The 22,092-nt window shown below is 39.9% G+C and carries 18 protein-coding genes and 3 pseudogenes; 14 read left to right on the forward strand and 7 right to left on the reverse strand.

The genetic code is table 11. The annotated features are described in order from the left end of the window. The 7 genes and pseudogenes from VB797_RS21870 to VB797_RS21895 form a co-directional block, all read left to right on the forward strand. Nucleotides 1–338: hypothetical protein (locus VB797_RS21870; RefSeq protein WP_323239852.1), on the forward strand; the 338-nt coding region annotated here is incomplete at its 5' end. A gap of 23 nt (nucleotides 339–361) precedes the next feature. After that, on the forward strand, nucleotides 362–1,096 hold the full coding sequence (locus VB797_RS21875) for a DUF6544 family protein (protein WP_323239853.1): 735 nt from the start codon (nucleotides 362–364) through the stop codon (nucleotides 1,094–1,096). A gap of 31 nt (nucleotides 1,097–1,127) precedes the next feature. Next, nucleotides 1,128–1,916, forward strand: a complete 789-nt coding sequence (locus VB797_RS21880; RefSeq protein WP_323239854.1) for a type II CAAX endopeptidase family protein — start codon at nucleotides 1,128–1,130, stop codon at nucleotides 1,914–1,916. A gap of 70 nt (nucleotides 1,917–1,986) precedes the next feature. Further along, nucleotides 1,987–2,457, forward strand: coding sequence for a hypothetical protein (locus VB797_RS21885; protein ID WP_323239855.1), 471 nt, complete (start codon nucleotides 1,987–1,989; stop codon nucleotides 2,455–2,457). Further along, nucleotides 2,450–2,998 (forward strand): annotated as a pseudogene (locus VB797_RS21890) (RNA-guided endonuclease InsQ/TnpB family protein). Before VB797_RS21885 ends, VB797_RS21890 begins: the two are co-directional and overlap by 8 nt. After that, nucleotides 2,995–3,210 (forward strand): annotated as a pseudogene (locus VB797_RS35035) (zinc ribbon domain-containing protein); the annotation flags it as partial. The pseudogenes VB797_RS21890 and VB797_RS35035, both read left to right, overlap by 4 nt. A gap of 114 nt (nucleotides 3,211–3,324) precedes the next feature. Continuing rightward, nucleotides 3,325–4,440 (forward strand): acyl-CoA desaturase, encoded by a 1,116-nt coding sequence (locus VB797_RS21895; RefSeq protein ID WP_323239856.1) that lies wholly within the window; start codon nucleotides 3,325–3,327, stop codon nucleotides 4,438–4,440. Between the two features lie 406 nt (nucleotides 4,441–4,846). Here VB797_RS21895 and tnpA read toward each other — a convergent pair whose 3' ends face one another. Next, the gene (gene tnpA, locus VB797_RS21900; protein ID WP_323239857.1) at nucleotides 4,847–5,248 is read right to left on the reverse strand and encodes an IS200/IS605 family transposase; all 402 of its coding nucleotides are present in this window, start codon (nucleotides 5,246–5,248) and stop codon (nucleotides 4,847–4,849) included. A 3-nt stretch (nucleotides 5,249–5,251) separates the two neighbouring features. Here tnpA and VB797_RS21905 point away from each other — a divergent pair, with 3 nt between their 5' ends. Beyond that, entirely contained in the window at nucleotides 5,252–6,487 is a 1,236-nt protein-coding gene (locus VB797_RS21905; protein ID WP_323239858.1) for a transposase, read from the forward strand. A gap of 81 nt (nucleotides 6,488–6,568) precedes the next feature. Here the strand turns inward: VB797_RS21905 and VB797_RS21910 are convergent, their stop codons facing one another. After that, complete coding sequence (locus VB797_RS21910; protein WP_323239859.1) at nucleotides 6,569–8,875, reverse strand: FUSC family protein; 2,307 nt, start codon at nucleotides 8,873–8,875, stop codon at nucleotides 6,569–6,571. 358 nt (nucleotides 8,876–9,233) lie between these two features. On the opposite strand from VB797_RS21910, the pseudogene VB797_RS21915 reads away from it, so the two are divergent. Next, a pseudogene (locus tag VB797_RS21915) lies at nucleotides 9,234–10,194 on the forward strand (transposase). Nucleotides 10,195–10,641: 447 nt separating this feature from the next. Continuing rightward, nucleotides 10,642–10,845: a hypothetical protein gene (locus tag VB797_RS21920; protein ID WP_323239860.1), complete on the forward strand. Its 204-nt coding sequence runs from the start codon at nucleotides 10,642–10,644 to the stop codon at nucleotides 10,843–10,845. 56 nt (nucleotides 10,846–10,901) lie between these two features. On the opposite strand, the gene VB797_RS21925 is transcribed toward VB797_RS21920, so the two are convergent. Both VB797_RS21925 and VB797_RS21930 read right to left on the reverse strand, forming a co-directional pair. Continuing rightward, on the reverse strand, nucleotides 10,902–11,261 hold the full coding sequence (locus tag VB797_RS21925; protein WP_323239861.1) for a sulfite exporter TauE/SafE family protein: 360 nt from the start codon (nucleotides 11,259–11,261) through the stop codon (nucleotides 10,902–10,904). A gap of 584 nt (nucleotides 11,262–11,845) precedes the next feature. Next, nucleotides 11,846–12,412, reverse strand: a complete 567-nt coding sequence (locus VB797_RS21930) for a Rieske 2Fe-2S domain-containing protein (protein ID WP_323239862.1) — start codon at nucleotides 12,410–12,412, stop codon at nucleotides 11,846–11,848. Between the two features lie 611 nt (nucleotides 12,413–13,023). On the opposite strand from VB797_RS21930, the gene VB797_RS21935 reads away from it, so the two are divergent. Beyond that, nucleotides 13,024–14,046, forward strand: coding sequence for an NADP-dependent oxidoreductase (locus tag VB797_RS21935; protein WP_323239863.1), 1,023 nt, complete (start codon nucleotides 13,024–13,026; stop codon nucleotides 14,044–14,046). Nucleotides 14,047–14,119: 73 nt separating this feature from the next. After that, nucleotides 14,120–14,425: a hypothetical protein gene (locus tag VB797_RS21940; protein WP_323239864.1), complete on the forward strand. Its 306-nt coding sequence runs from the start codon at nucleotides 14,120–14,122 to the stop codon at nucleotides 14,423–14,425. Here the strand turns inward: VB797_RS21940 and VB797_RS21945 are convergent. After that, entirely contained in the window at nucleotides 14,385–14,879 is a 495-nt protein-coding gene (locus VB797_RS21945; protein WP_323239865.1) for an MFS transporter, read from the reverse strand. The two genes, VB797_RS21940 and VB797_RS21945, sit on opposite strands and share 41 nt — an antisense overlap. A gap of 382 nt (nucleotides 14,880–15,261) precedes the next feature. Here VB797_RS21945 and VB797_RS21950 point away from each other — a divergent pair, with 382 nt between their 5' ends. Further along, nucleotides 15,262–18,168, forward strand: a complete 2,907-nt coding sequence (locus VB797_RS21950; protein ID WP_323239866.1) for a PAS domain S-box protein — start codon at nucleotides 15,262–15,264, stop codon at nucleotides 18,166–18,168. Nucleotides 18,169–18,187: 19 nt separating this feature from the next. Here VB797_RS21950 and VB797_RS21955 read toward each other — a convergent pair whose 3' ends face one another. Next, complete coding sequence (locus VB797_RS21955) at nucleotides 18,188–18,901, reverse strand: HAD family phosphatase (RefSeq protein WP_323239867.1); 714 nt, start codon at nucleotides 18,899–18,901, stop codon at nucleotides 18,188–18,190. 10 nt (nucleotides 18,902–18,911) lie between these two features. Further along, nucleotides 18,912–19,784 (reverse strand): class I SAM-dependent methyltransferase, encoded by an 873-nt coding sequence (locus VB797_RS21960; RefSeq protein WP_323239868.1) that lies wholly within the window; start codon nucleotides 19,782–19,784, stop codon nucleotides 18,912–18,914. 423 nt (nucleotides 19,785–20,207) lie between these two features. On the opposite strand from VB797_RS21960, the gene VB797_RS21965 reads away from it, so the two are divergent. Continuing rightward, nucleotides 20,208–22,061, forward strand: coding sequence for an RtcB family protein (locus tag VB797_RS21965; RefSeq protein WP_323239869.1), 1,854 nt, complete (start codon nucleotides 20,208–20,210; stop codon nucleotides 22,059–22,061). Nucleotides 22,062–22,092: the final 31 nt, after the last annotated feature.

Consider the following 22,092-nt stretch of genomic DNA (forward strand, 5'->3'; position numbering starts at 1 on the left):
AGGAAAGTAAAACCAAATTAACGCTGATTAAAAGCATTCATACTGCAATCTGGATATTCTTCAATGTTGTGATTTTTTATATGCTGTATGCAGCAATCGCCAATAAACTCGATCGCTGGCTTTGGATGGGTTATGGATTTATACTTATAGAAGGGCTGATTCTCCTCACGTTCAAATCCCACTGCCCATTAAATCTGCTGGCTCGAAAATACTCCAATTCCACCCAGGACAATTTTGATATTTACTTGCCAGCTTGGTTAGCCAAGTACACGAAGTTAATCTACACCACTATTTTTGCGATCGTTACGATCATCACCCTCTATCAAATGTTGAATTAAAAAACACTAAAACACTGGAAGCAATGATGACCAAACAAATTTCTCTTGATGCGCTATGGGATTCAGCCACATCTCAGGATCGTATATTCCACTTAGATAACTTCACTCACCTGCCAGAAGCCGCCAGACGATATCTTGAACATGCGATCGCGCCTGGAACACAAATCGCCTCTGCGGTTCGACTGTGGATGCATGGAGAAATGAAACTCGGAAAACATTGGCATTCATTTAAAGCAGAAGAAGTGATTTGCAGGGATCGAGGCATGATTTGGCAGGCGACGACTGAGATGAATGGCTTACCGATTTTGGGAGAGGATCGCATCGTGGATGGCGTTGGAAATGCTTCGTGGAATACCATACAGAGAGGCGGAGAGGATATCACTCGATCATGTGTGGGACGAGTTCAGGCCGAGTCGGTCTGGCTACCATCTGTTCTCTGTAACCCTGACATCATCTGGACGGAGTTAAGCGCTTCCCAAGTTCAGGCAACCTTCACAGCACTCGGAGAACCGGCCAAGATTACCCTGACGGTTTCCAGTCAGGGAGTCTTGGAGCAGATCAAAGTTGATCGCTGGGGCAGCCTAGAAGGTGAAGCGTTTCACTATTCCGATTTTGGTGGCATAGTCGAGGATAGTGGCACCTTCGACGGCTACACGATCCCGACTCGTCTTCGCATTGGCTGGTTCTTCGGTAGTGAACGATTTGAGTCAGAAGGAGAATCCTTTCACTGCACGATTGATAATGCAATCTATCGATAAACCGAATATACGTCACAGGAAAGGGTGAAGAATGAGAAAATATCCCATTGCTTGGTTCTATATCTTAGCCTTTGGTATTTCATGGCTTGGCATGATATCAGTCGTCTTAGTTTCGCGAGGCATTGCCCCGGTTTACCGTCCTCTCTTCCTGGTTCTTTCTATCTTTTATGCCATTGGTCCTGCACTTGCGGCTGTGATTGTGTCACAGATAGCATATGGCAAGACAGGAGTTTGGGATTTGCTCAAGGGACTGATCCGATGGCGAGTTGGAGCAATCTGGTACATTATAGCGATTCTAGGGTCTGTGGTTCCCATCCTGGCGGCGCAACTCATCACGAAATTACTGGGCTTGTCCGTCACTATCGCACTGCCACCAGTCGAACTATCTCCCTATGTTATTTTCGCTGGTGCAGTAAATTTCCTTGCCAATACGTGCGAAGAAATTGGGTGGCGGGGCTTTGCATTACCACACTTGCAGAAACGGCATAATGCTTTGTATGCCACCTTAATTGTGGGGATTTTGTGGGGTTTATGGCATTTACCGCTTATCTTTTTGGCGGGACCGATGTCTGAATACCCTTTCCTCTGGTTCATTAGCATCGCAGCAGATGCTTTTATCTACACCTGGATCTATAACAGTACGAAAGGCAGTATTTTGCCAGTGGCGCTTTTGCATGGTTCAGGGAACATAGTTGTAGCATTTATAACTGGCGTGTCTCCTATCGCTTACGCTCTCGTGAATTGCGTTGTGGCGATCATCCTGATAGCAGTGCTTGGAAGAGCTAATCTCTCTCGTCGAGAAAAAATTTGCGCTGGCTAACAATTCAAATGTAGCGGACGGTTGAGACAAACAAGGAGCCAGTCGCGCTCTAGAGCATCTCGCAAATCTAGTGCCGTCCGTCGCTCACAAACAAATCAATGGGCAGATCGAAGATGTACCTGTGAGTGCATTAGCTGAAGCAGATCAAATTCTCATTCGTCCGGGTGAACAAATCCCAATTGATGGTGAAGTTGGTGATGGCATCAATGATGCCCCGGCTTTAACTGAGGCAGATTTAGGATTAGCGATCGGTGCTGGAACAAATGTGGCGATTGAGTCGGCTGATTTAGTTTTAGTTAAAAGCGATCCACTGGATGCTACTTATGCACTGAAACTGGCAAAAGCCACCTACAACAAAATGATTCAGAACTTGTTTTGGGCAACCGGGTATAACGTCATTGGCATTCCCTTGGCGGCAGGAATTGCAGCACCGTTCGGCATTGTCTTATCGCCAGCAGTGGGTGCAGTCCTGATGAGTATTTCCACAGTTGTTGTTTCAATTAATGCCATGTTATTACGTCGCGTTCGTTTGCATGATTAGGTGTAGAAGAGTAAAAGCGGGTGATTGGTACATTTCCTGTTCTTATGAAATAGAAGCGCAACCGACTGATAAAAAATATCCTTACGTTGGTGTCGATTTAGGAATTAACACTTTGGCAACTCTTTCTACAGGAGTTGTTTTTATCAACCCAAAAGCTTTAAAGAGAGCTAGAAAGAAGTTATCTAAATTAAGTAGGTCGGCGTTGAAAATTGTAATTAAGACAAGGCAGTAGGTGTAAGGGTTTAAAGCTAATTTACATTCTGTTACATAGTTATGTTTATTCCTGCCGACTTACTTACAGCGTCAATTAGCTCTAAAAGCAAAAGGCTGTAATCGTTATAAAAAACAAAAGCTGAGAATATCTAAACTACATCGACGTATTACTAATATTCGGCAAGATGTAACTCATAAAGCTACTACATTTATCTGCAAAAACCACGCAATAGTAGCTTTGGAAGATTTAAACATTAGTGGAATGTTGAAAAACCACAAGTCGATGCTAATTTTTATGAATTCCGCCGATAGGTTGAATACAAAGTAGTTAGATATGGTGGAAAAGTTATCTTTGTAGATAAATTTTATCCATCTACTAAAAAGTGTTCAAACTGTGGGAAAATTAGAGAAATCAGTTTGTCTGAGCGTGTTTACGTCTGTGAGAAATGCCACCATACTCAAAAAAAAGACTTAAACGCATCTAAAAATTTAGAAAATTATGCGCGGTTGGCTGAATCGTGCCTGGACGTTGAGGGATAACTGCTCCCATGCTCCCATTGAAACGTCAAATAATGTCTAGGCTTGTCTAGAATTTATATAGCAGATTCTTGATCGCTTACCCAAGATATTAATATTTGTTAAATACAGTACAAGATGCAAGTCAATAAATCTCATCAGTCTGTGGTTCTTGAAAAAGAAGCAGCAAAAAAATTGAAGTTTGGCAAGAATAGTGGGTTTAAGACGGAACTAAGACGAAGGGTTGACGAACTTTTTCAAAATCCAGATCGCAAGGCTCGTGATTGTCCGCAAATGTATGCGAAAACCATTATCTTGTTGTTTAGCTTTTTCTTTTTATATTCTCTATTAGTTTTGGTAGCTCAGACATGGTGGCAGGTAATTCCCTTGTGCATTATGCTCGGTGTCGTTACCGCAGGCATTGGTTTTGGTATTCAACATGACGGCGCACATCACGCATATTCCGATTCGCTATGGGTTAATAAGCTCATGGCGATAAGTTTAGATTTGATTGGCGGCAGTTCTTATATTTGGCATTGGAAGCACGATGTTCTCCATCATACCTATACCAATATTGCTGGTTATGACATGGATTTGGAGGTGGGAATTTTTGGGCGACTTTCTCCTTCTCATCCGCACTTAGCCTTCCATCGTTGGCAACATTATTATTTGTGGTTGTTGTATGGATTGCTAGCGATTAAGTGGCATTTTTATGATGATTTTTATTATCTGATCGCTGGCAAAATTGGCGATCGCCGCTATCCAGGTCCTAAGTCCAGTAATCTAGTGATATTTTTTGGTGGCAAACTGGTATTTTTCGCACTTGCCTTTGCGATTCCGTTACAATTTCATGCGCTATCGCAAGTTTTAGCGAGCTATGGATTAGTAGCTGTCACCTTGGGAGTAGTGCTGAGCGTAGTATTTCAATTAGCGCATGTGGTCGAAGAAGCCGATTTCCCATTACCAATTGCCGAGTTGAGTTTCATTGAGAAAGATTGGGCGGTGCATCAGATCGAAACAACGATAAACTTCTCTCGGAATAACCATTTGATGACATGGCTTCTGGGTGGATTGAATTTCCAAGTCGAGCATCATTTATTTCCCAATATCTGCCATATTAACTATCCTGAACTATCTAAAGTCGTAGAGCAGACTTGTCGAGAATATGGATTGAGATATAACCAACATAGTTCTTTTTGGTCAGGATTATCATCCCATTATCGTTGGCTACGAAAAATGGGAACTACTTTTTAGATTTTTTGAGTCTTTTTCGGCAAGAGCGATCGATAATGGTTCGGATATCTCAGGCACAATCTTAGGGCAAACGCATCTTAATGCGCTCCCAATAAAAATGATTGACTACGTAATTTATGCATGAAAGTCTCGATACTAAAAAACATATTTAAGTAAGTCAGCACAAATAAACCGAATCATGTAACAGAATGTAAACAATCATCAAACCCCTGCGATTGCTGAGTCCCAAGGGGACACGCTCCGCGAACGTTTCACTCCGTTCCACTCGCAATGACATACCTTGCTTTTTTTACGCCGACTTACTTAATATCTAGTAAGCTATTAGCCTAATTTTACAACTTTTTTCTCCTGTACTAAGATTTGAGAGTTAAAAACATGACCGAAAATAAGGGATACAAGCCCCGTCCTAAAGGAGCGGCTTTTCTTGATTTCTAATATATTGCTTAAGAACTTCTAGTGGCGCTCCACCTACAGAAATAGCAAAATAACTTGGACTCCATAAAGATTCTTTGTGTGGTTTCTTATATCCTGCTTGCCCATAACGACGACTAGAAACGCCTTTTAGCGCATTTACTATTTGAGAGATAGACAACTTGGGCGGATACTCAATCAGTGCGTGGACGTGATTCCCTTCTCCATTAAACTCGATTACTTGAAAGTCCATTTTCTCGGCGACTTCTTTAAACGATTTTTCAATTAAATCAATACTGTTTGATGTGAATACAGGCTTACGATATTTTGTCACACAGACCAAATGTATTTTTAAATCTGTAACACTGTGCCTTTCTCTCCTAAATGTGTTTGTCATTTTGTGCAGACCAATATACAATACGAATACATACCAATCATATCATCAACCATGAAAGCCAGGTATCAGTATCGTTTCTACCCAACAGACCAACAGCGACAGAGCTTGGCTCAGCTATTTGGTTGCGTCCGTGTGGTTTGGAACGATGCCTTGGCTATCTGTAAGCAGTCTGAAAGACTACCGAGTAATAACGACTTGCAAAAGTTAGTGATTACTCAAGCAAAGAAAACTGTTGAACGTACTTGGTTGTCTGAAGTTTCTAATATCCCATTACAGCAGTCTGTTGCTGATTTAGGTGTTGCTTTTAAAAACTTTTTCAGTTCTTTAAAGGGGAACCGTAAGGGCAAAAAAGTTGGTATACCAAGGTTTAAAAAGAAAACAAACCAACAATCAGCACGGTTTAGAATTGGTGGTTTTTCGATCAAAGGGAATAAAATTTATCTAGCTAAAATTGGTAATATTAAACCAATTTGGTCAAGAGAATTACCGTCTGCACCTAGTTCTGTCACTGTAATAAAGGATTGCGCTAATCGATACTTTTTAAGCTTTGTGGTAGAAGTTGAGCCTGTTAATATTGATGCTAAAAACCAAAGCATTGGTATTGACTTGGGGATAAAAACTTTTGCCTTTATGAGCAATGGGGAGAAAGCAGAAAGCCCTGATTATTCAAAGTTAGATCGGAGAGTCCGCAAATTTCAAAAGAAACTAGCACGTCAACCTGCATACTCGCGGCGTAGAAATAGAACTAGAATTAAAATTGCAAACCTGCACAATCAAATTGCGGATACTCGCAAAGACTTTCTACACAAACTATCCAGCAAAGTCGTTTGTGAAAATAAAACTATTGTTTTGGAAGATTTGAACGTGTCAGGAATGGCTAAAAATCGTAAACTTTCTAGAGCAATTAGCCTTCAAGGTTGGAGAGAGTTTAGAACACTATGTGATGCTAAATCTCAAAAATACAGCCGTGAGTTTGTTGTTATCAGTCGGTGGGAACCAACTAGTCAGGTATGTTCTGAATGCGGTTACAGATGGGGCAAACTTGATTTAAAAATTCGGACAATTCAATGTTTAAATTGCGGAATCGAACACGACCGTGATGAGAATGCCGCAAAAAATATAAATAAAGTCGGGACAGGGCATTGCCACGACTCTAAACGGACGCAGAGGAATTGTAAGACTACTTCGGTAGCAGAATCCGTTGAAGCGTCAAGAATCACCGCACCTTCAGGTCGGTGAGTATGTCAAGATTTGATTCGTCCTTTTATTGTACCACCAGGGCAGAAGATTTCCCTTACTAAAGACTATGGTTTTGGGGAGTCATTTTGGCAAACGTGCGATACGCGAAGCGTCAAGCCTTCGGCTTATCGCGCAGTGCATAATTGTAACTTCACGAGCAATCCGCTTGAGTTGCGTGGAAACGGGAGTTTGTTCTCGAACGGCTTGCAAAGTCGGAGTTACCTGACGGGATTCACTAAGTTCTGATATGCGATCGGTATGTAACTGTTGAACGCGATCGTGAATTTCTTCAAGATGAATAGTCAAATCTGGTAAAGGCTGGGGTAGAAGCCCTTTTTCGAGACAATTCGCTAAATTTTCTAAAACTTGGACAATAGTATCGGTAAATAGCTCGATATTGGCAAATTGCTCCTGTACGTTAAATTCTCGCTGATGTTCGGCTAAGGTTGTTACCGAGCTAAAAAAGCCACGAATGTAGAGTATTAGCGTCATTACAGGTTCCACTTCTCCTCGAACGTGACTGGGATCGTCGCACAACCGTTGAACCGCAGCCGCAGCATTAGCATTTTCTAGTGATGCTTGATGAGACAATATCCCGAAAGCATTAATAGACGCATCTTGTACTGGATTAAAATAACTACTAATAACCTGTTGAAAGTAGACAAGGTTGGCTCGAATTGTCTTTGACAGTTGTGCTGGGAGAAGAGTCCGCTCCCAACTGGGGAACAATAGATAACTGCCAAGCAGCGCTAAAGCACCTCCAGCGAAGCTATAAACGATACGCAATAATCCAATATTCCAGCCATCTGCACCAGTTGTGTTGAGTAATAATATGATGATGGGAGTAAGCAAAGTCACAAATATTGTATAGTTTAGCGGTCGCATTGACCAAGCAGCAACTATCAGCACCCCCGAACAAATAGCGATCGCCAATTGATTATGAATCAACACTACTAAGGTAATGCCAATAATTCCCCCGAATACAGTTCCCACAATCCTTTGCACAGTTCTCATAGAGGTGCCGCCAAAGTTGGGCTTAAGTGCAAATATAACCGTTAGCGTTACCCAATAGCCTCTAGGTATCTGTAACACGGAAACAAGAAACTCCGCAGCCGTTGCTATCAATGCTAATCGCAACGCATGACGAAAAATAACTGAACGAAAAGTCAGGTTATTTCGCAATGTGTCAACGATTGAAGAAGGCTTTGGTAGTGTCGTTTGCTTTGGGTTTCGCTCGGCAATGCTAAGGGCTTCTCCTTTTTGCAAATCGGTAACAATTTTTGCATCTGTATAAAGCTGTTGTGCCAATGCTTTAAGATTAGTGACAATTTTGTTAATGTTAGCCAAATTAGCGTAGTCATCTGTCTGAAAATCGATTTCCCCATCAATTACTTGCGATCGCATTACTTGCCACTGGTGTTCTAATGCCTCGATAGCTCGATTTAGATCCTCAAAATAAACATTTTTCTTTTCAGAGGCGATCGCTTTTGATAACATTTGCAGAGCTATTGCCAATTGTTTTATAACCTGCTGAATTTCGAGGTGCAATTGCCCAAACCAAGAATCTTCTGACGCGATGATTAACAGTTCCACCAATGCTACAGTCGAATTAAAAATTTGGCTGGCATCTTCCATTAAGACAAGTAGCTGATTTCCTCGCAAGTTAACTGCATCTTGCCCCGTCCATACAGCCGACCAGACCTCACGGGTAGATGCTAAAGCCTGGGTTACAGTATCTTGAGATTGTAAAAATTCTCCTGCTTGCGATCGTTGCTCTTCTGGAGTCAAACCGATCTCGCTGGCTGATTCCACAAAACTGCTCAATGTAGTATAACAATTAGCAACAGCCTGCATTACGGGTGCATAAGGGCGCAATACCCATAGCCCCAAAGACATTACCATCGCCCATCCGCCACCCGCAAGACACAGCAAACATTGTATTACAACTGTTGATAAGTCAGGAGAAGTAAACTTAGCAACCGAGATTACAAACATAATTGAGGTGACTAAGCTGACGGTTGCAGCTGTACTGCCATACACATTTGCTAAACCTGCCAAAAATATTACAATAAACGTCGTCGGTATAGCTAGTGTCGGGTTGCTACCAACCAAACTTGCTATTAACAAAGCTCCTGTCATCCCAATCGTTGCCGCGCTCATTGCAACTGCCTTCTGGCGATAGGCTCCACCAACGTCCGCCATACCCACAAACATAGCCCCCAGCACTACAATTACAGTTGCAGCCGGATGACCGACAAGAATTCCAACTCCAATCGGAGCTATCAGCATCACAAGAGTACGTAATCCGTAGACAATGGCAGGTTTACCGGGCTGAAGTTGAAAATGTTGCCACAGCCATTTGAGAGGAGATGGATTTTCAGATGACATTATTTAAGTTGGGGATTAGTTTGTTACGTTAAGTCAGGAGCGAACAACTCTTAGCAAATAGTTATTAACCGTCTTCTACTGACTTCGTTTGAAAGATTGCTCTAAGTTCAACAGGAATGTTCGTGCAATTATAATAGCCGAATTCATTAACGTTATACATTTTGTTTATTATTTAATTCTTACCAGGACTTACGCAACTGGCACATTGCGATCGCCAATAAATAGTACATAATTACTGTTAAAACAATTTATAAAATTAGCTTGGACTTGTGATTGTTAACAGTAATTAATCAAATAAAGTTGTCTTTCAAATTTTATGAGAAAATGATTATAAAGTGCATCAATAAATTAGTTAGCGATGAGATTTACTAAACTTGATTATTGCCAATACTTACTAAGTAGTCAAATTAATTATACACTTACGAATTTAGCAGAACATTTAGAACAAATTAGCCATGATAAAATCAATCGCTATCTTAAGAGTGAAAAACTAACCCCACGTCTACTCTGGGATAACGTCAAAGATTTAATTGTTACTGATGAGGATGCTTATATTATATTTGATGATACAGTTGTAGATAAAAGATTCTCTGAAGAAATAGAAATAGTACGAAGACAGTATAGTGGTAATGAGCATGGTATTGTCAGAGGGATTGGAATAGTAAATTGTATATATGTAAATCCTAAAACTCTTAATTTTTGGGTAATAGATTATCGTATATTCAACCCTGAAAATGATGGTTTAACCAAGATTGATCATGTGAAAGATATGCTGAAAGGGCTTGTATATCAAAGAAATCTGCCTTTCGATACAGTTTTGATGGATACTTGGTATGCAGTCAACAATTTAATGCTTTATATTGATAGCTTAGATAAAATTTATTATTGCCCTTTAAAGACTAATCGTTTAGTTGATGATAGTTTTGGTAAAGAAAAATATAAAAATATTGAATTATTAGAATGGAGTAATGAAGATTTAAAATGTGGTAAAATAATAAAAATTAAAGCTTTCCCTGCTGAGAAAAAAGTGAAACTATTCGGGGTTATTGTCTCTACCGACAGAACGGATTATGTCGCAACTAACGATTTATCTCAAAGTTCTACTGATGTTACACAACAGGTGTGTAAAATTCGCTGGAAAATAGAGGAGTTTCAGCAGAGTTATAAAGCAATTAACTGGTATTGAATCATGTCAATGTCGCAAAGCCCGTCTTCAAAGAAATCATATTGCTTGTGCTATGTTGGTTTGGCTCAGGCTAAAAAATTTAGCCTACAAAACAGGTCAAACTATTTATAAAATAAAGCATGATTTGCAATAAAATTATTTAATTGAGCAATTAAAACGTCCGGATGTTGTAATGTCAATGGTTTAGTTTTTGGGCGCTCGGCACGCTCTGCGTGCCATTGCTTGTGCCAGTTGCGTAAGTCCTGCCTTTTTCTGGCGACCCTTGGAAACAACGCAAGTATCACGGTAAGCGCAACTAGGATTAATTCATTAACGCCAATATTTACTCAAAATGGTTCCAGCGTCACATAATTATCTATTTTATTTATATAATTGGAACTCACATATAATTGACACAAAATTGATATAAAGCAGACATAAATATTTTCTATATTAGTAATTACAGGAAGCAGATTAATTACTCATGAATCTAGCAATGAAGTTAGCTAAATAACTTAAATCGCAATCTATCTTTTGACAAGGGTTTAATTAATTTCCTCATACAAATGCAAAATACTACAATCAAAAGGAAGTTTATATCATGAGAACAAAAGCTATTATCACTATATTGGGAGTAATTGCGATCGCACCAGCCGTTTTATTTGGATCGGGAGCAGCCAGAGCTAATACTATGCAAAGCAAACAACCGACTGCTCAAACTGCTGTTTTTTCAGCAAAAAATACACCGAAGATTACTCCTGCGGCTTATTCAACTCCTTCTAATCATAGTTCGATGAACAAATGATCACAAGCAATGGGAATACTTCGAGTTGGTAATTTTCAATTGATCGGAGTTATAGTTTATTGTTTACTCAAAATCATCTTCAAAGAAATCAATAACAAAGCAAATCCAAATATTTTTTGCAATAAATAATTAGGTAAATAATTAGCGACTTTAGCACCCAGTAAACCTCCAAAGAGAAAACCAATACAGATAATTGTAGATACTTTTACATCAATATATCCGTGTTGCCAATAAGTCCAAGCTGCAAGAATTCCGATAGGAGGAACAAGTAGGGCTAATGTTGTTCCTTGCGCTTGGTGTTGAGAAAAATGAAACAAGAAAATTAAAGCAGGTGTGATTACAACTCCACCGCCAATTCCGATTAAACCACTCAAAGTTCCAGCAAATATCCCCAACAGCAAATATGATAGTATCATTGTATTTTAATCTAATTACTTAAATTTATATAATAAGGTTGCTTGAAAAATGGCGCACCCTGCGGGTAGAGGCGCAAAAGGTTTGTTTTTAAGTAACAAAGCTACAAAAACGCATTTTATACCTTCTACAATTTTTAAAACAACACCGTTTTATACCTTCTATAATTCTTCAAAGATGCTCTAAAGGTATAATTTGGGAATTATTGCAACACTTTTGATAATGGTAAACAAAAAGAAATACAGCAACCTGTTCCTGGTTGACTGTGGATAGTAACTGACCATCTAGTGCAGTCAGTCACCGTTCTCGCATCCCTCGTAGTCCAAACCCAGTTGTGTTTTCAGTCGGGTTAAACCCTTTGCCACATTATCAATAGCTAAAAGCTAATGACAATAGCGAACGAAAAAACTAGGGCTTGAGAAAACGTTAAAATCGCCTTTTCCATATCTGGTGAAAAGTCAGATCTTTCAACTCAAACACGAATCCGTTCAGGATAATCTTGAAGAAGGCTGATCTGTGCCATGCCTTCTTGTTTATTAGAGTAATATTTAAATCTTGGTATTTACGTAAATATTTGTACTCAAATCTATTGAGCATTAATAGCCGGACGAGGATCTATTGCAGGTTTTTGATCGACCAAACGAACTTGATTCTGTTTGACGACTACGGTAATCAGTGGTAGAGAACGCTTAGCTGGGCCCTGAACCACTCGACCTAAATTGTCATACTTAGAGCCATGACAAGGACAAATAAAGCGGTTTTTATCGGAATGCCACTCAACCGTACATCCTAAATGGGTACAAACTGGTTTGATAGCATAGTTAGCGATTTGATGCCCAGTATTAATTACTAGATAATCAACGCTGTCATTTGGCAAACCTTTAACCATAATGGGAATTCCTGGTGTCGCGCTGTCCTTGAGCGCATTAACCATAATTGGGTTTCCTTTGTCGTCGCTCGCTGCAACTCCTGGAAGATAATTTTCACATCTAGAATTATACGGGTATAAAGAGCAGAGAGTTTCGAGATCTACCTCACGGCTATAGCTGGCTTGAGGAAATAGATATCCCATCGCAACTGAAGCGATCGCACTACCTGCCATATACTTTAAAAATTCTCGTCGATTTTTAATAGGGAACGAATCTTGATCCATCAGACATCTCTCAACTAAGTATTTGTCCCTAAGCTATCTCGTTAATCATAAAATTACCTCAATCAAAAGATAATGTTAGAAATTTTCAGGACTTACGCGATTGTCACAAGACTCGGATGGTGCCGTACACTCACCGTCTTATTACTAGGTTGATAATTAGTCTGTGTACTAGCACCCTACAAAAAAATGTGCCAGTTGCGTAAGTCCTAAAAGGTTGTACGCCAATTGATGGATAGCTGTCGTGGTTAGGGCTGAATACTTCAAGTGCAGCTTCAGTCACATATCCCAAACTTTTTTCCAAGCCAAACGTAGTAAATTTAATAGACATTGCACGAATCCTTTATGCGAGATATTGTTAATTTAACCTGCGTGATGTGTCAGTAATGTTTCATTCACGCAATAATTTTGTGTCAAATTGTGTCAAAAAAATCGGGTAATGCAACTTTTAATGTTTATCTAACAACATTGGTTGGCGAATAGCATCTGTACATAGATAGATGCCTTAATTTCAACTCTCAAGCACAATAAGGTGGTTGTATATTTGCAAATTGATCATTTTCTGAAGAAATTCGTTCAACTCCCGATCGACTTAATAAAAGGTGCAACTGCTCATGTCCGAATCCAAAAATCTACAAGTATTGCTCAAAAATCGTCCTCAAGGCGAACCTAAAGTTAGTGATTTTGCTAAGGTAGAAAATTCTATTCCCGAACCTGCTGATGGGGAACTTCTCAGCAGAACCATTTATTTGTCTCTCGATCCATATATGCGAGGTCGCATCAGCGCTAAAGAATCCTATGCCGATCCAGTTGAACTTGACTCAGTGATGGTGGGAGCCACGGTTAGCCAGGTTGTCCAATCAAATCTGCCCCAATTTTCCGAAGGAGATTTCATCGTTGATTATAACGGTTGGCAAACCTACGGCGTGTCGAACGGTAAAGGTATCCGCAAGCTCGACCCCGAACAAGCTCCACTTTCCTACGCACTGGGAGTTATGGGAATGCCAGGGCTAACAGCTTATTGTGCGCTTTTAGACATCGGGCAACCCCAGGCAGGAGAAACCGTTGTCGTGTCGGCTGCTTCGGGTGCTGTAGGTTCCGTAGTTGGTCAAATTGCTAAAATCAAGGGTTGTCGAGCGGTAGGAGTTGTAGGAAGCGATGAAAAGTGTAACTACATCGTGAATGAACTTGGCTTTGATAGTTGTATCAACCGCAAAACTCAGGAACTCTATCCTGCACTCAAAGAAGCTTGCCCTGATGGTATAGATGTTTACTTTGATAATACAGCAGGTGCGATTTTAGAAGCAGTCATGCAGCAGATTAACCTTGGTGCCAGGATTCCTTTAGTAGGTTTAATCTCTCAATATAATGCAACGAATCTGCCCCCTGGACCCAATTTGATGCCACTGCTAGTTAAGCGAGCTTTAATAAAAGGGTTTTTAGTTGCTGACTACCAAGACCGTTTAAAAGCTTTTTTGAGCGATGTTTCTGGATGGATACGCGATGGTCAGATCAAGTATAAAGAGGATGTGGTGGAAGGTTTGGACAAAGCGGCGCGTGTTTTCATTGGTCAATTGCAAGGCGAGAATTTTGGCAAGCTGATTGTTCGAGTTAGCCCAGATCCTACTAAAAAATAACATCCTTGCGCTGCTAAATCGTCCAATTATAACCGGGGATTTCGCTCTACTCACGAATTAAGTTTTTGTTTCCTTGCCTCTGCTACTGAATCATGCATCGAGATTAAGTTATCAAGAGCCAGGATGCAGCTACTCGACGAATGTCTGCAATAACAGCCAAGCATTTAACAAATTTTTCCATCAAACGCCGATCGCTGGTGAACATAACGAGCAGAATCACGGCAAGTTTCTTGCTAATACCGTGTTTGCACAATCGAAGAGTGTAGGTAAAGCGATCGCAATACCTACTAACTCCGCCAAATCACAAGCGGCGATCGCAATTTCACAAGTTTGTAGATTTATTGTCTCACTCGCTTTTGCATTCGCCACAATACCATAACTAATCCCGCAGCAATAAAAATAACTATCGCGGCGATGCGAAATGTTACTTCAATACCTGAAACGAGCGCTTCTGGTGGTGCTTTGGTAACATCGGTTGCTGAGATGCCGCTCAGAGCGATCGCATTAAACACCGATGCCATGATCGGTAGTCCGGTGGTTTGTCCCAGCGTTCGTGACAGCGACAGCAACCCCGAAGCAATGCCCAATCGCTCTGGGGGAACTTCACCTAAAATTGCGCTGTTGTTGGGAGATTGGAACATTCCCAGCCCGATACCAAAGGGTACAACCCGCCAAATATAGCCAAGTTCGGTCATTTGAGCATTGAAGGTACTGATGAGCAAACATCCCACAGCCATCAGGATTAATCCAATCAAACTTATCGGACGGGAACCATAACGATCTGATAAATAGCCGGAAATTGGTGCGAAAATACCTCCTAAAATCGGTGACACCGATACGATTAAATTATTCCTCGTTCCTTTGAAGTACGGCGATCGCTGCAAATTTTACGAAGATTCAATTTTTTTAGCAGCGATCAATTAACTATTAAAAAGTTATTATTGATGTTAATAATAAAATATTGATCCCATAAACTTGACCTCTGTTTTTAACTATTCTTTACAAAAATTTACAAATAAATAACTTCTTAGATATCTGTCTAGGTAATGCTTAAAACATCTATTTCAAGATAATATTGGCAATAATTCGCCTCTTAAGTGAAATTTTATTGAATATTTATAACTAATAATATAAGTTACGATCGACGGTAAAGCTAAAAGTGTGATAGCTATAATATTAATTCTCGTTTAAAGTTGTCGTGAGGCATTTAAGCTTATGCAATTTAATGCCGAAACTATTAATTTACTTGCTTTAAGTAGAATAATAAATACAAATCCAGTAATTGTTACACCTGATACCTCGATCGTTGATGCGATCGCCTTGATGGTACAAGTGCCAGATCGCAATGCTGGGTTAAATACATCAATTTCATCAATAGCAGGTGTCTTAAATCCGCAGACGAATTGCGTATTAGTTGTGGACAATTATAGTTTAGTAGGTATACTAACGCCTTTGGACGTGGTAAGACTTACTTTATCTCACAGTAATTTCACTCAGGAAAAAGTTGCCGAAGTCATGACGCGGCAAGTAGTAAGTTTAAAGCAATCTCAATACCGGAATATTTTTACGCCATTACGAATCATGCGTCAGCATGGAATCGATAATTTGCCGATCGTGGACGACCAAGAACATATAATCGGGATTGTAAATCAAAGTAGTTTGTTGCAAGCGTTGGATTTAGAAGCGTTAAAACATCAAAATCAATCTGTTAATTTAGAAAATATTAACCTGCACAAAAACGGACATTCCGCAGTTGTGGAAACAAGCGGGGTATCTAGTGAAGGATATTGCGGTATTGACAATATCACCGAACGCAAGCAAGCAGAACAACTGCGGTGGACTCAAACTTGGCTGCAAGAAGCGCAAAGTATCGCCAAAATAGGCAGTTGGTCAAGAGATTTAATTACAAATGAAAGATGGTGGTCGGAGCAATTTTACCGCATAATTAATTTGAATCCCGGCGATACAATGCCAGATGTAAAAACCATTATCAATACAATAGTACATCCAGATGACCGCGATCGCATTTATAAAATGGTCATGGATTGCATTGAGCGGGGTGTTCCTTATGAAACAAAAGTTCGCTTTTCACGTCCCGATGGTAATTTCGGTCATGTATTTGTTTGTGGAAGAGTGGAACGCGATTCTCAAGGAAATTTGCGTCGTTACTATGGCATTGTTCAAGATATTAGCGAGTACAAGCAGGTAGAATTAGAACTGCGAGAGAGCAAAAAACTTTATTGTTCGGTTGTCAAATCGATGCATGAAGGTGTCGTGATTCAGCAAGCGGATGGTACTATAAGTTCCTGTAATGCTAGTGCAGAAAGTATTTTAGGGTTAACAGCCGAACAAATAAAAGGACGAAATTCCTTAGATCCACGTTGGCATACTATTTATGAAGACGGTTGTGCTTTCCCCGGTGAAAATCATCCTGCGATGATTGCGTTGCGTACAGGTAAACCATGTTTAAACACGGTGATGGGAGTTCATAAACCGAACGGAGAACTTACCTGGATTTTGATTAACTCCGAACCGCTATTTTTTCCCGGACAAACTATTCCTCATGGTGTAGTTACTTCGTTTTCCGATATTACTCGACGTAAGCAAGCTGAAGAAAAAATTGCTCAACAAGCCCAATTACTCGATATAACTACAGATGCAATATTAGTCAGAGATTTAAACGGTGTTATTTCATACTGTAACCGCAGCGCCGAGCAAATATATGGTTGGAAGAAAGAAGAAATAATTGGAAAGACAGCTAACAAGATTTTATATAAGCAAGTGACATCAGAATTAGAACAAGCGCTGCATAAAGTTGTTGAAACTGGTTCGTGGTTAGGAGAATTAAATAAAGTTACTAAAACAGGTAAAAATATTATAGTTGCTAGCCGTTGGACGTTAGTACGCGACGAAGCCGGGAACCCTGAATCAATTCTCACCGTTGACACCGACATTACCGAGAAAAAGCAATTAGAAAATCAGTTTCTCCGTACCCAACGCTTAGAAAGTTTGGGAACTTTAGCAAGCGGTATTGCTCACGATTTGAACAATATCCTCACACCGATTTTGGCGATCGCGCAACTGCTACCCCTAAAGCTCAATAGTGAAAAGCCTGACTGTAGCGAAATGCTTACCATGCTCGAAAACAGTGCTAAACGTGGTGCTGATATGGTTAAGCAAATCCTCACATTCGCTCGTGGTAACGAAGCTAGACGCACGGTGCTGCAAATCAATCATTTATTGAAAGATATTGAACAATTTGCCAAAGGAACATTTCCTAAATCGATTGTAATTCAAAGCAATCTACCGCAAGACATATTGACAGTTTCCGCAGACCCTACACAGATGCATCAAGTATTAATGAATTTGGTTGTTAATGCTCGCGATGCAATGCCAAATGGTGGAACAATAACCATTAGCGCCCAAAACCTGTATATTGATGAAAGCTACGCCAGAATGAACATCGAAGCTAAAGTTGGTAGCTATATAGTTGTCACAATTGCCGATACCGGAACAGGTATAGAACCAGAAGTTATTGAGCGAGTTTTTGACCCCTTCTTCACCACCAAAGAAGTCGGAAAAGGAACGGGATTAGGTTTATCAACTGCGATCGGCATTGTTAAAAACCACGGTGGCTTTATTCAAGTAAGCAGCGAGTTGGGAAAAGGTAGTCAATTCAAAGTGTATTTACCCAGCACCCGCAAAAAGGGAATTGAAGCAGTCCAGGAAAATGCAGCGCAGTTGGGAAACTCAGAACTGATTTTAGTAGTAGATGACGAACCAGCAATTTGTGAAATTATCAAAACTTCCTTAGAAAGTCATAATTTTGAAGTATTTACAGCCGCAGATGGGATTGAAGCGATTTCTACATATGTACAGAATAAGAAGAAAATTAGCCTTGTGTTGATAGATATGATGATGCCGGAAATGGATGGAGTAACAGCCATCCGTACTTTACAGCAGTTAAACCCACAAGTCCAAATTATTGTGATGAGTGGATTAGCATCAACTCAAACTTTAGCTCAAGCAGCAGGTAATGGAATTCAAGGCTTTTTAGCTAAACCATTCACTAATTCGGATTTATTAAATACTATAAATGCGGTTTTGACGGTCAATAGTTAGGAATTTTAGATTTTAGATTTTAGATTTTAGATTGTTTCTTAGGAGCATAAATTTCTTGGATTCGTTCAAGTTCCAATTCAGTTAAATAATCTACAGTCCAGTTGGCTTGACGTTGTAACATATGAAATGGATAGGTATTCGCAACCCCAACTACTTTCATATTTGCTGCTTTTGCTGCTTGAATACCGGCTAATGTATCTTCAACCGCTAAACATTCGTTTGCTAGCAGATTTAGTTCGGGATATTCTTGACTCAGACGCTCGACTGCAAGTAAATAACCGTCGGGTTTTGGTTTACTCGTAGTAATATCATCGCCTGCAACAATAATTTTAAAGTATTCTGTTAGCTCGGAGCGGTGGAGGACTAATTCAATTTCCTTGCGAATTGCACCGCTAACTATGGCTAACTTTAAGTTACTTGAACGTATTTTGAATATTAAGTCATCTAAACCGGGGTACAAAGGTAATTTTGCCAAACTTTCTATTTGCTCGACATAACCTTGAGCTTTTTTTTGGAGTAACTTAGTCAGATAATTTTCATCAACAACTCGTCCCCGACTCGCTAACAAATCTCGCAAACAACCGCGATCGCTACGCCCTAAGCACACTTTTTGATACTCTCCCGGTTTGAGTACCAAATTTTCTTCTAGCAAAATATCTTCCATCAATTGCTGATGAATTGGTTCATCGTTGATGATAATGCCATTAAAATCAAATATAACTGCCTTGATCATGCTGTCTTGTTTACGCTGGGGAAGGAAAACCAAGGTTGTTATCCAAGGTACTATCTACGGAAGGGGGGACATATGCATTTTCTGCTGAAATCGGCTTAATACCGCTAGTTAGCTGATTAATAAACCATACATCTTCGGTTCTTACGGCTGCAAATCCCGCCGCACCCATATTTGCATCGTTACTACTATTAGCATATTCGTGGATATAAGGTTCCTCAAAAATATTATGCAGCCACTCTAGCTGACGTAAAGTTTTCTGATTCCCATCTAAAATCAATACTTGTCCCCCCGGTACCAGCAAGCGAAAACATTCATCTAAAATTGCTTTGGTAGCCGTAGTTGGAGTTTCATGGAACAATAAAGAAGCTGTAACTAAGTCAAACGAAGCATCGGCAAAAGATGTATGTTCGGCGTTACCTTGCTGCCAATTGATGTCTAAACCAGCACTCTGCGATTTGTGGAAACTTCGGAGTAACATATAGGGGGACAAATCTAGTCCGATTACTTCCGCTCCCCGAAAAGCTTGCTTCAGCATTAAAGTTGTCGAACCAGTACCGCAACCCAAATCAAGGATGCGTCGCGGCTTTACTTTTACAGCATCAACTAAAGCTTGACGAATCCAAGTTTCATTTGGTGGTAAAGCATATTGAGTCACAGCATCGTAACTCACCGCAGCACCAGGATTTAAGTATCCTCGCTCTATTCCATGAAAATTTTGAGAACTGTAGTATGGAGGTATTGTCACGTCATCCCTTCGGAAGCGATCGCTATCTTTCTCCCAATCCACGCTTTGAGAATAATCTCGTAACTCCTCTTCATTAATCAACAAACGAACTACAGGAGATAGGAAACGTTCCCAGAGGGTATCTTGTCTAACTGCCATTGATATAAAACCTTAATTACGTTGAATTAAAAATAAAAGTATTTTCTTAAGAAATTTTAATATATATTTGCCAACTTTGTGTTTTTATTCCGTCACAGCTAAGTTGACTTTTGAGATTTGTGTACTACAATTGTAATACAAAGAAAGTAGAAATCAAAGTGCGGTTTATGGTTATGGCGATCGCCCTATTAAAATAATCGACTTTTAAATTGCTGCGATTAAAGGGAGTAAGATGCCCGTACTACAGTCATTGTAGCGTTATAAGTGATGTCTACTTGATATCCAAAAGTTGATTTACTAGGACTTACGCAACAACTACGGGAAATATAGTGTTCCCGAGAATTTTGATCCCCCCAACCCCCCTTGGGAAGGGGGGCTTGCGTAAGTCCTATTTACGAACAATCCAAAATCTAATATTGTATTATGCCTTATAAAGAGTTAGAAATATCAACAGAAACACCCGTTTTATCTTGGGCAAATCACGAGTTGAAAAGCGATGAAACCAAGATGGCAAAAAATGTGGCATCGCTACCTTTTGTATTTAAACACGTAGCTTTAATGCCGGATGTTCATTTAGGAAAAGGGGCTTTAGTAGGTTCGGTAATAGCGACTAAAGAAGCGATAATTCCTGCCGCTGTAGGTGTTGATATAGGATGTTTTGCGGGGAATACTTTAATTCCTTTAGTTGATGGAAAGTCTTATTCTTTAAAAGAATTAGCTGCTATAAATGAAAAATTTATTATTTATGCTTGTACATCAACAGGTAAAATTGTAGCGGCGAAAGCTAGCGCTAAGTTAACTAGAAAAAATGCATCTTTGGTGAAAGTAATTTTAGATAATGGTGAAGAAATTATTTGCACTCCAGACCATCAGTTTATGTTGCGGGATGGAACTTATAAGGAAGCGCAATATCTTTTACCTGAAACATCTTTGATGCCGTTTTACTCTAAATTAGATCGGGATGGTTATACTTTAATTTCTCAACCATATTCTGGTAGATGGCAAAAAGCACATTGGATAATTGCAAGGTCGGAATTGTTAGGAGAAAATCCTCGTTTTGAAGGACAAAGAACAGAAAAAGATGACAATAAATCTTACGCAACTGTACAAAGAAAGCCTAACCAAACTAATTTTATTAAGTCCGCGCAGGCGGACTTTGTTCCCGTAGCCCCACCCTTCCAGGGTGAGGGTGATGCGGTTCACAACCATTACAACAATCATAAAGTTGTTGCTGTTGTACCTTTAAACTATACAGAAGATGTTTATTGTTTAACGGTACCCGAATATCATAACTTTGCTTTGAAAGCAGGTGTATTTGTTCATAATTGCGGCATGGTTGCGATCAAAACTCCATTTAAAAGCGAACAATTAGAAGGTAAACTAAAGAAAATTCGCTTGGATATTGAAGCAGCAATTCCCACTGGATTTAATGAAAATAAAGATGTTGAAAAAGCTGTAACTAATTGGCAAAACTGGAGTGATTTCAAAGAATTGCATCGGGGAGTGCAAGACTTAGAAGATAAAGCCATGAAGCAATTGGGTTCCTTGGGTGGTGGAAATCACTTTATCGAAGTTTGTATCGATACGGAAGACCAAGTTTGGCTGATGCTGCATTCTGGTTCCCGCAATATTGGGAATAAATTAGCGCAGTATCATATTAGTACGGCGAAGGATTTAGCTAAAATGGCAGGTAATAGCTTACCAGACCCAGATTTAGCTCATTTTGTCGCTGGTACGCCAGAATTTGCGGCTTATTGGCATGATTTGCAGTGGGCGCAGGAGTATGCACGTTACAACCGCGACGTGATGATGGCGCGATTTAAGCGGATTATTGAAAAGCATTTGGCTGGTGGAAAGGCTTTTAAACCTTTGTTAGAAGTGAATTGTCATCACAATTATTCCGAGAAAGAAGTGCATTTTGACGAAGATGTATACGTGACTCGTAAAGGTGCGGTCAGAGCGCAAAAGGAAGATTACGGCATTATTCCCGGTTCAATGGGAGCGAAATCTTATATTGTTAAGGGAAAAGGTAACGTTGAAAGTTTTTGTAGCTGCGCTCATGGTGCGGGGCGTTTGATGTCAAGAACTAAGGCAAAAAAAGCCTATACCCTTGATGATTTGATTGAGCAAACTAAGGGTGTAGAATGTCGTAAAGACGAAGGCATTTTAGATGAAATTCCTGGAGCTTATAAGCCGATAGAGGAAGTCATTAATCAACAAACAGACCTTGTAGAAGTAGTTGCTACTTTAAAGCAAGTTGTATGTGTTAAAGGTTAATCAATAGTAGTATAATGCTTTAAAGATAAGC

It is taken from the genome of Rivularia sp. UHCC 0363, from assembly GCF_034931125.1.
Lineage (GTDB): Bacteria > Cyanobacteriota > Cyanobacteriia > Cyanobacteriales > Nostocaceae > Rivularia.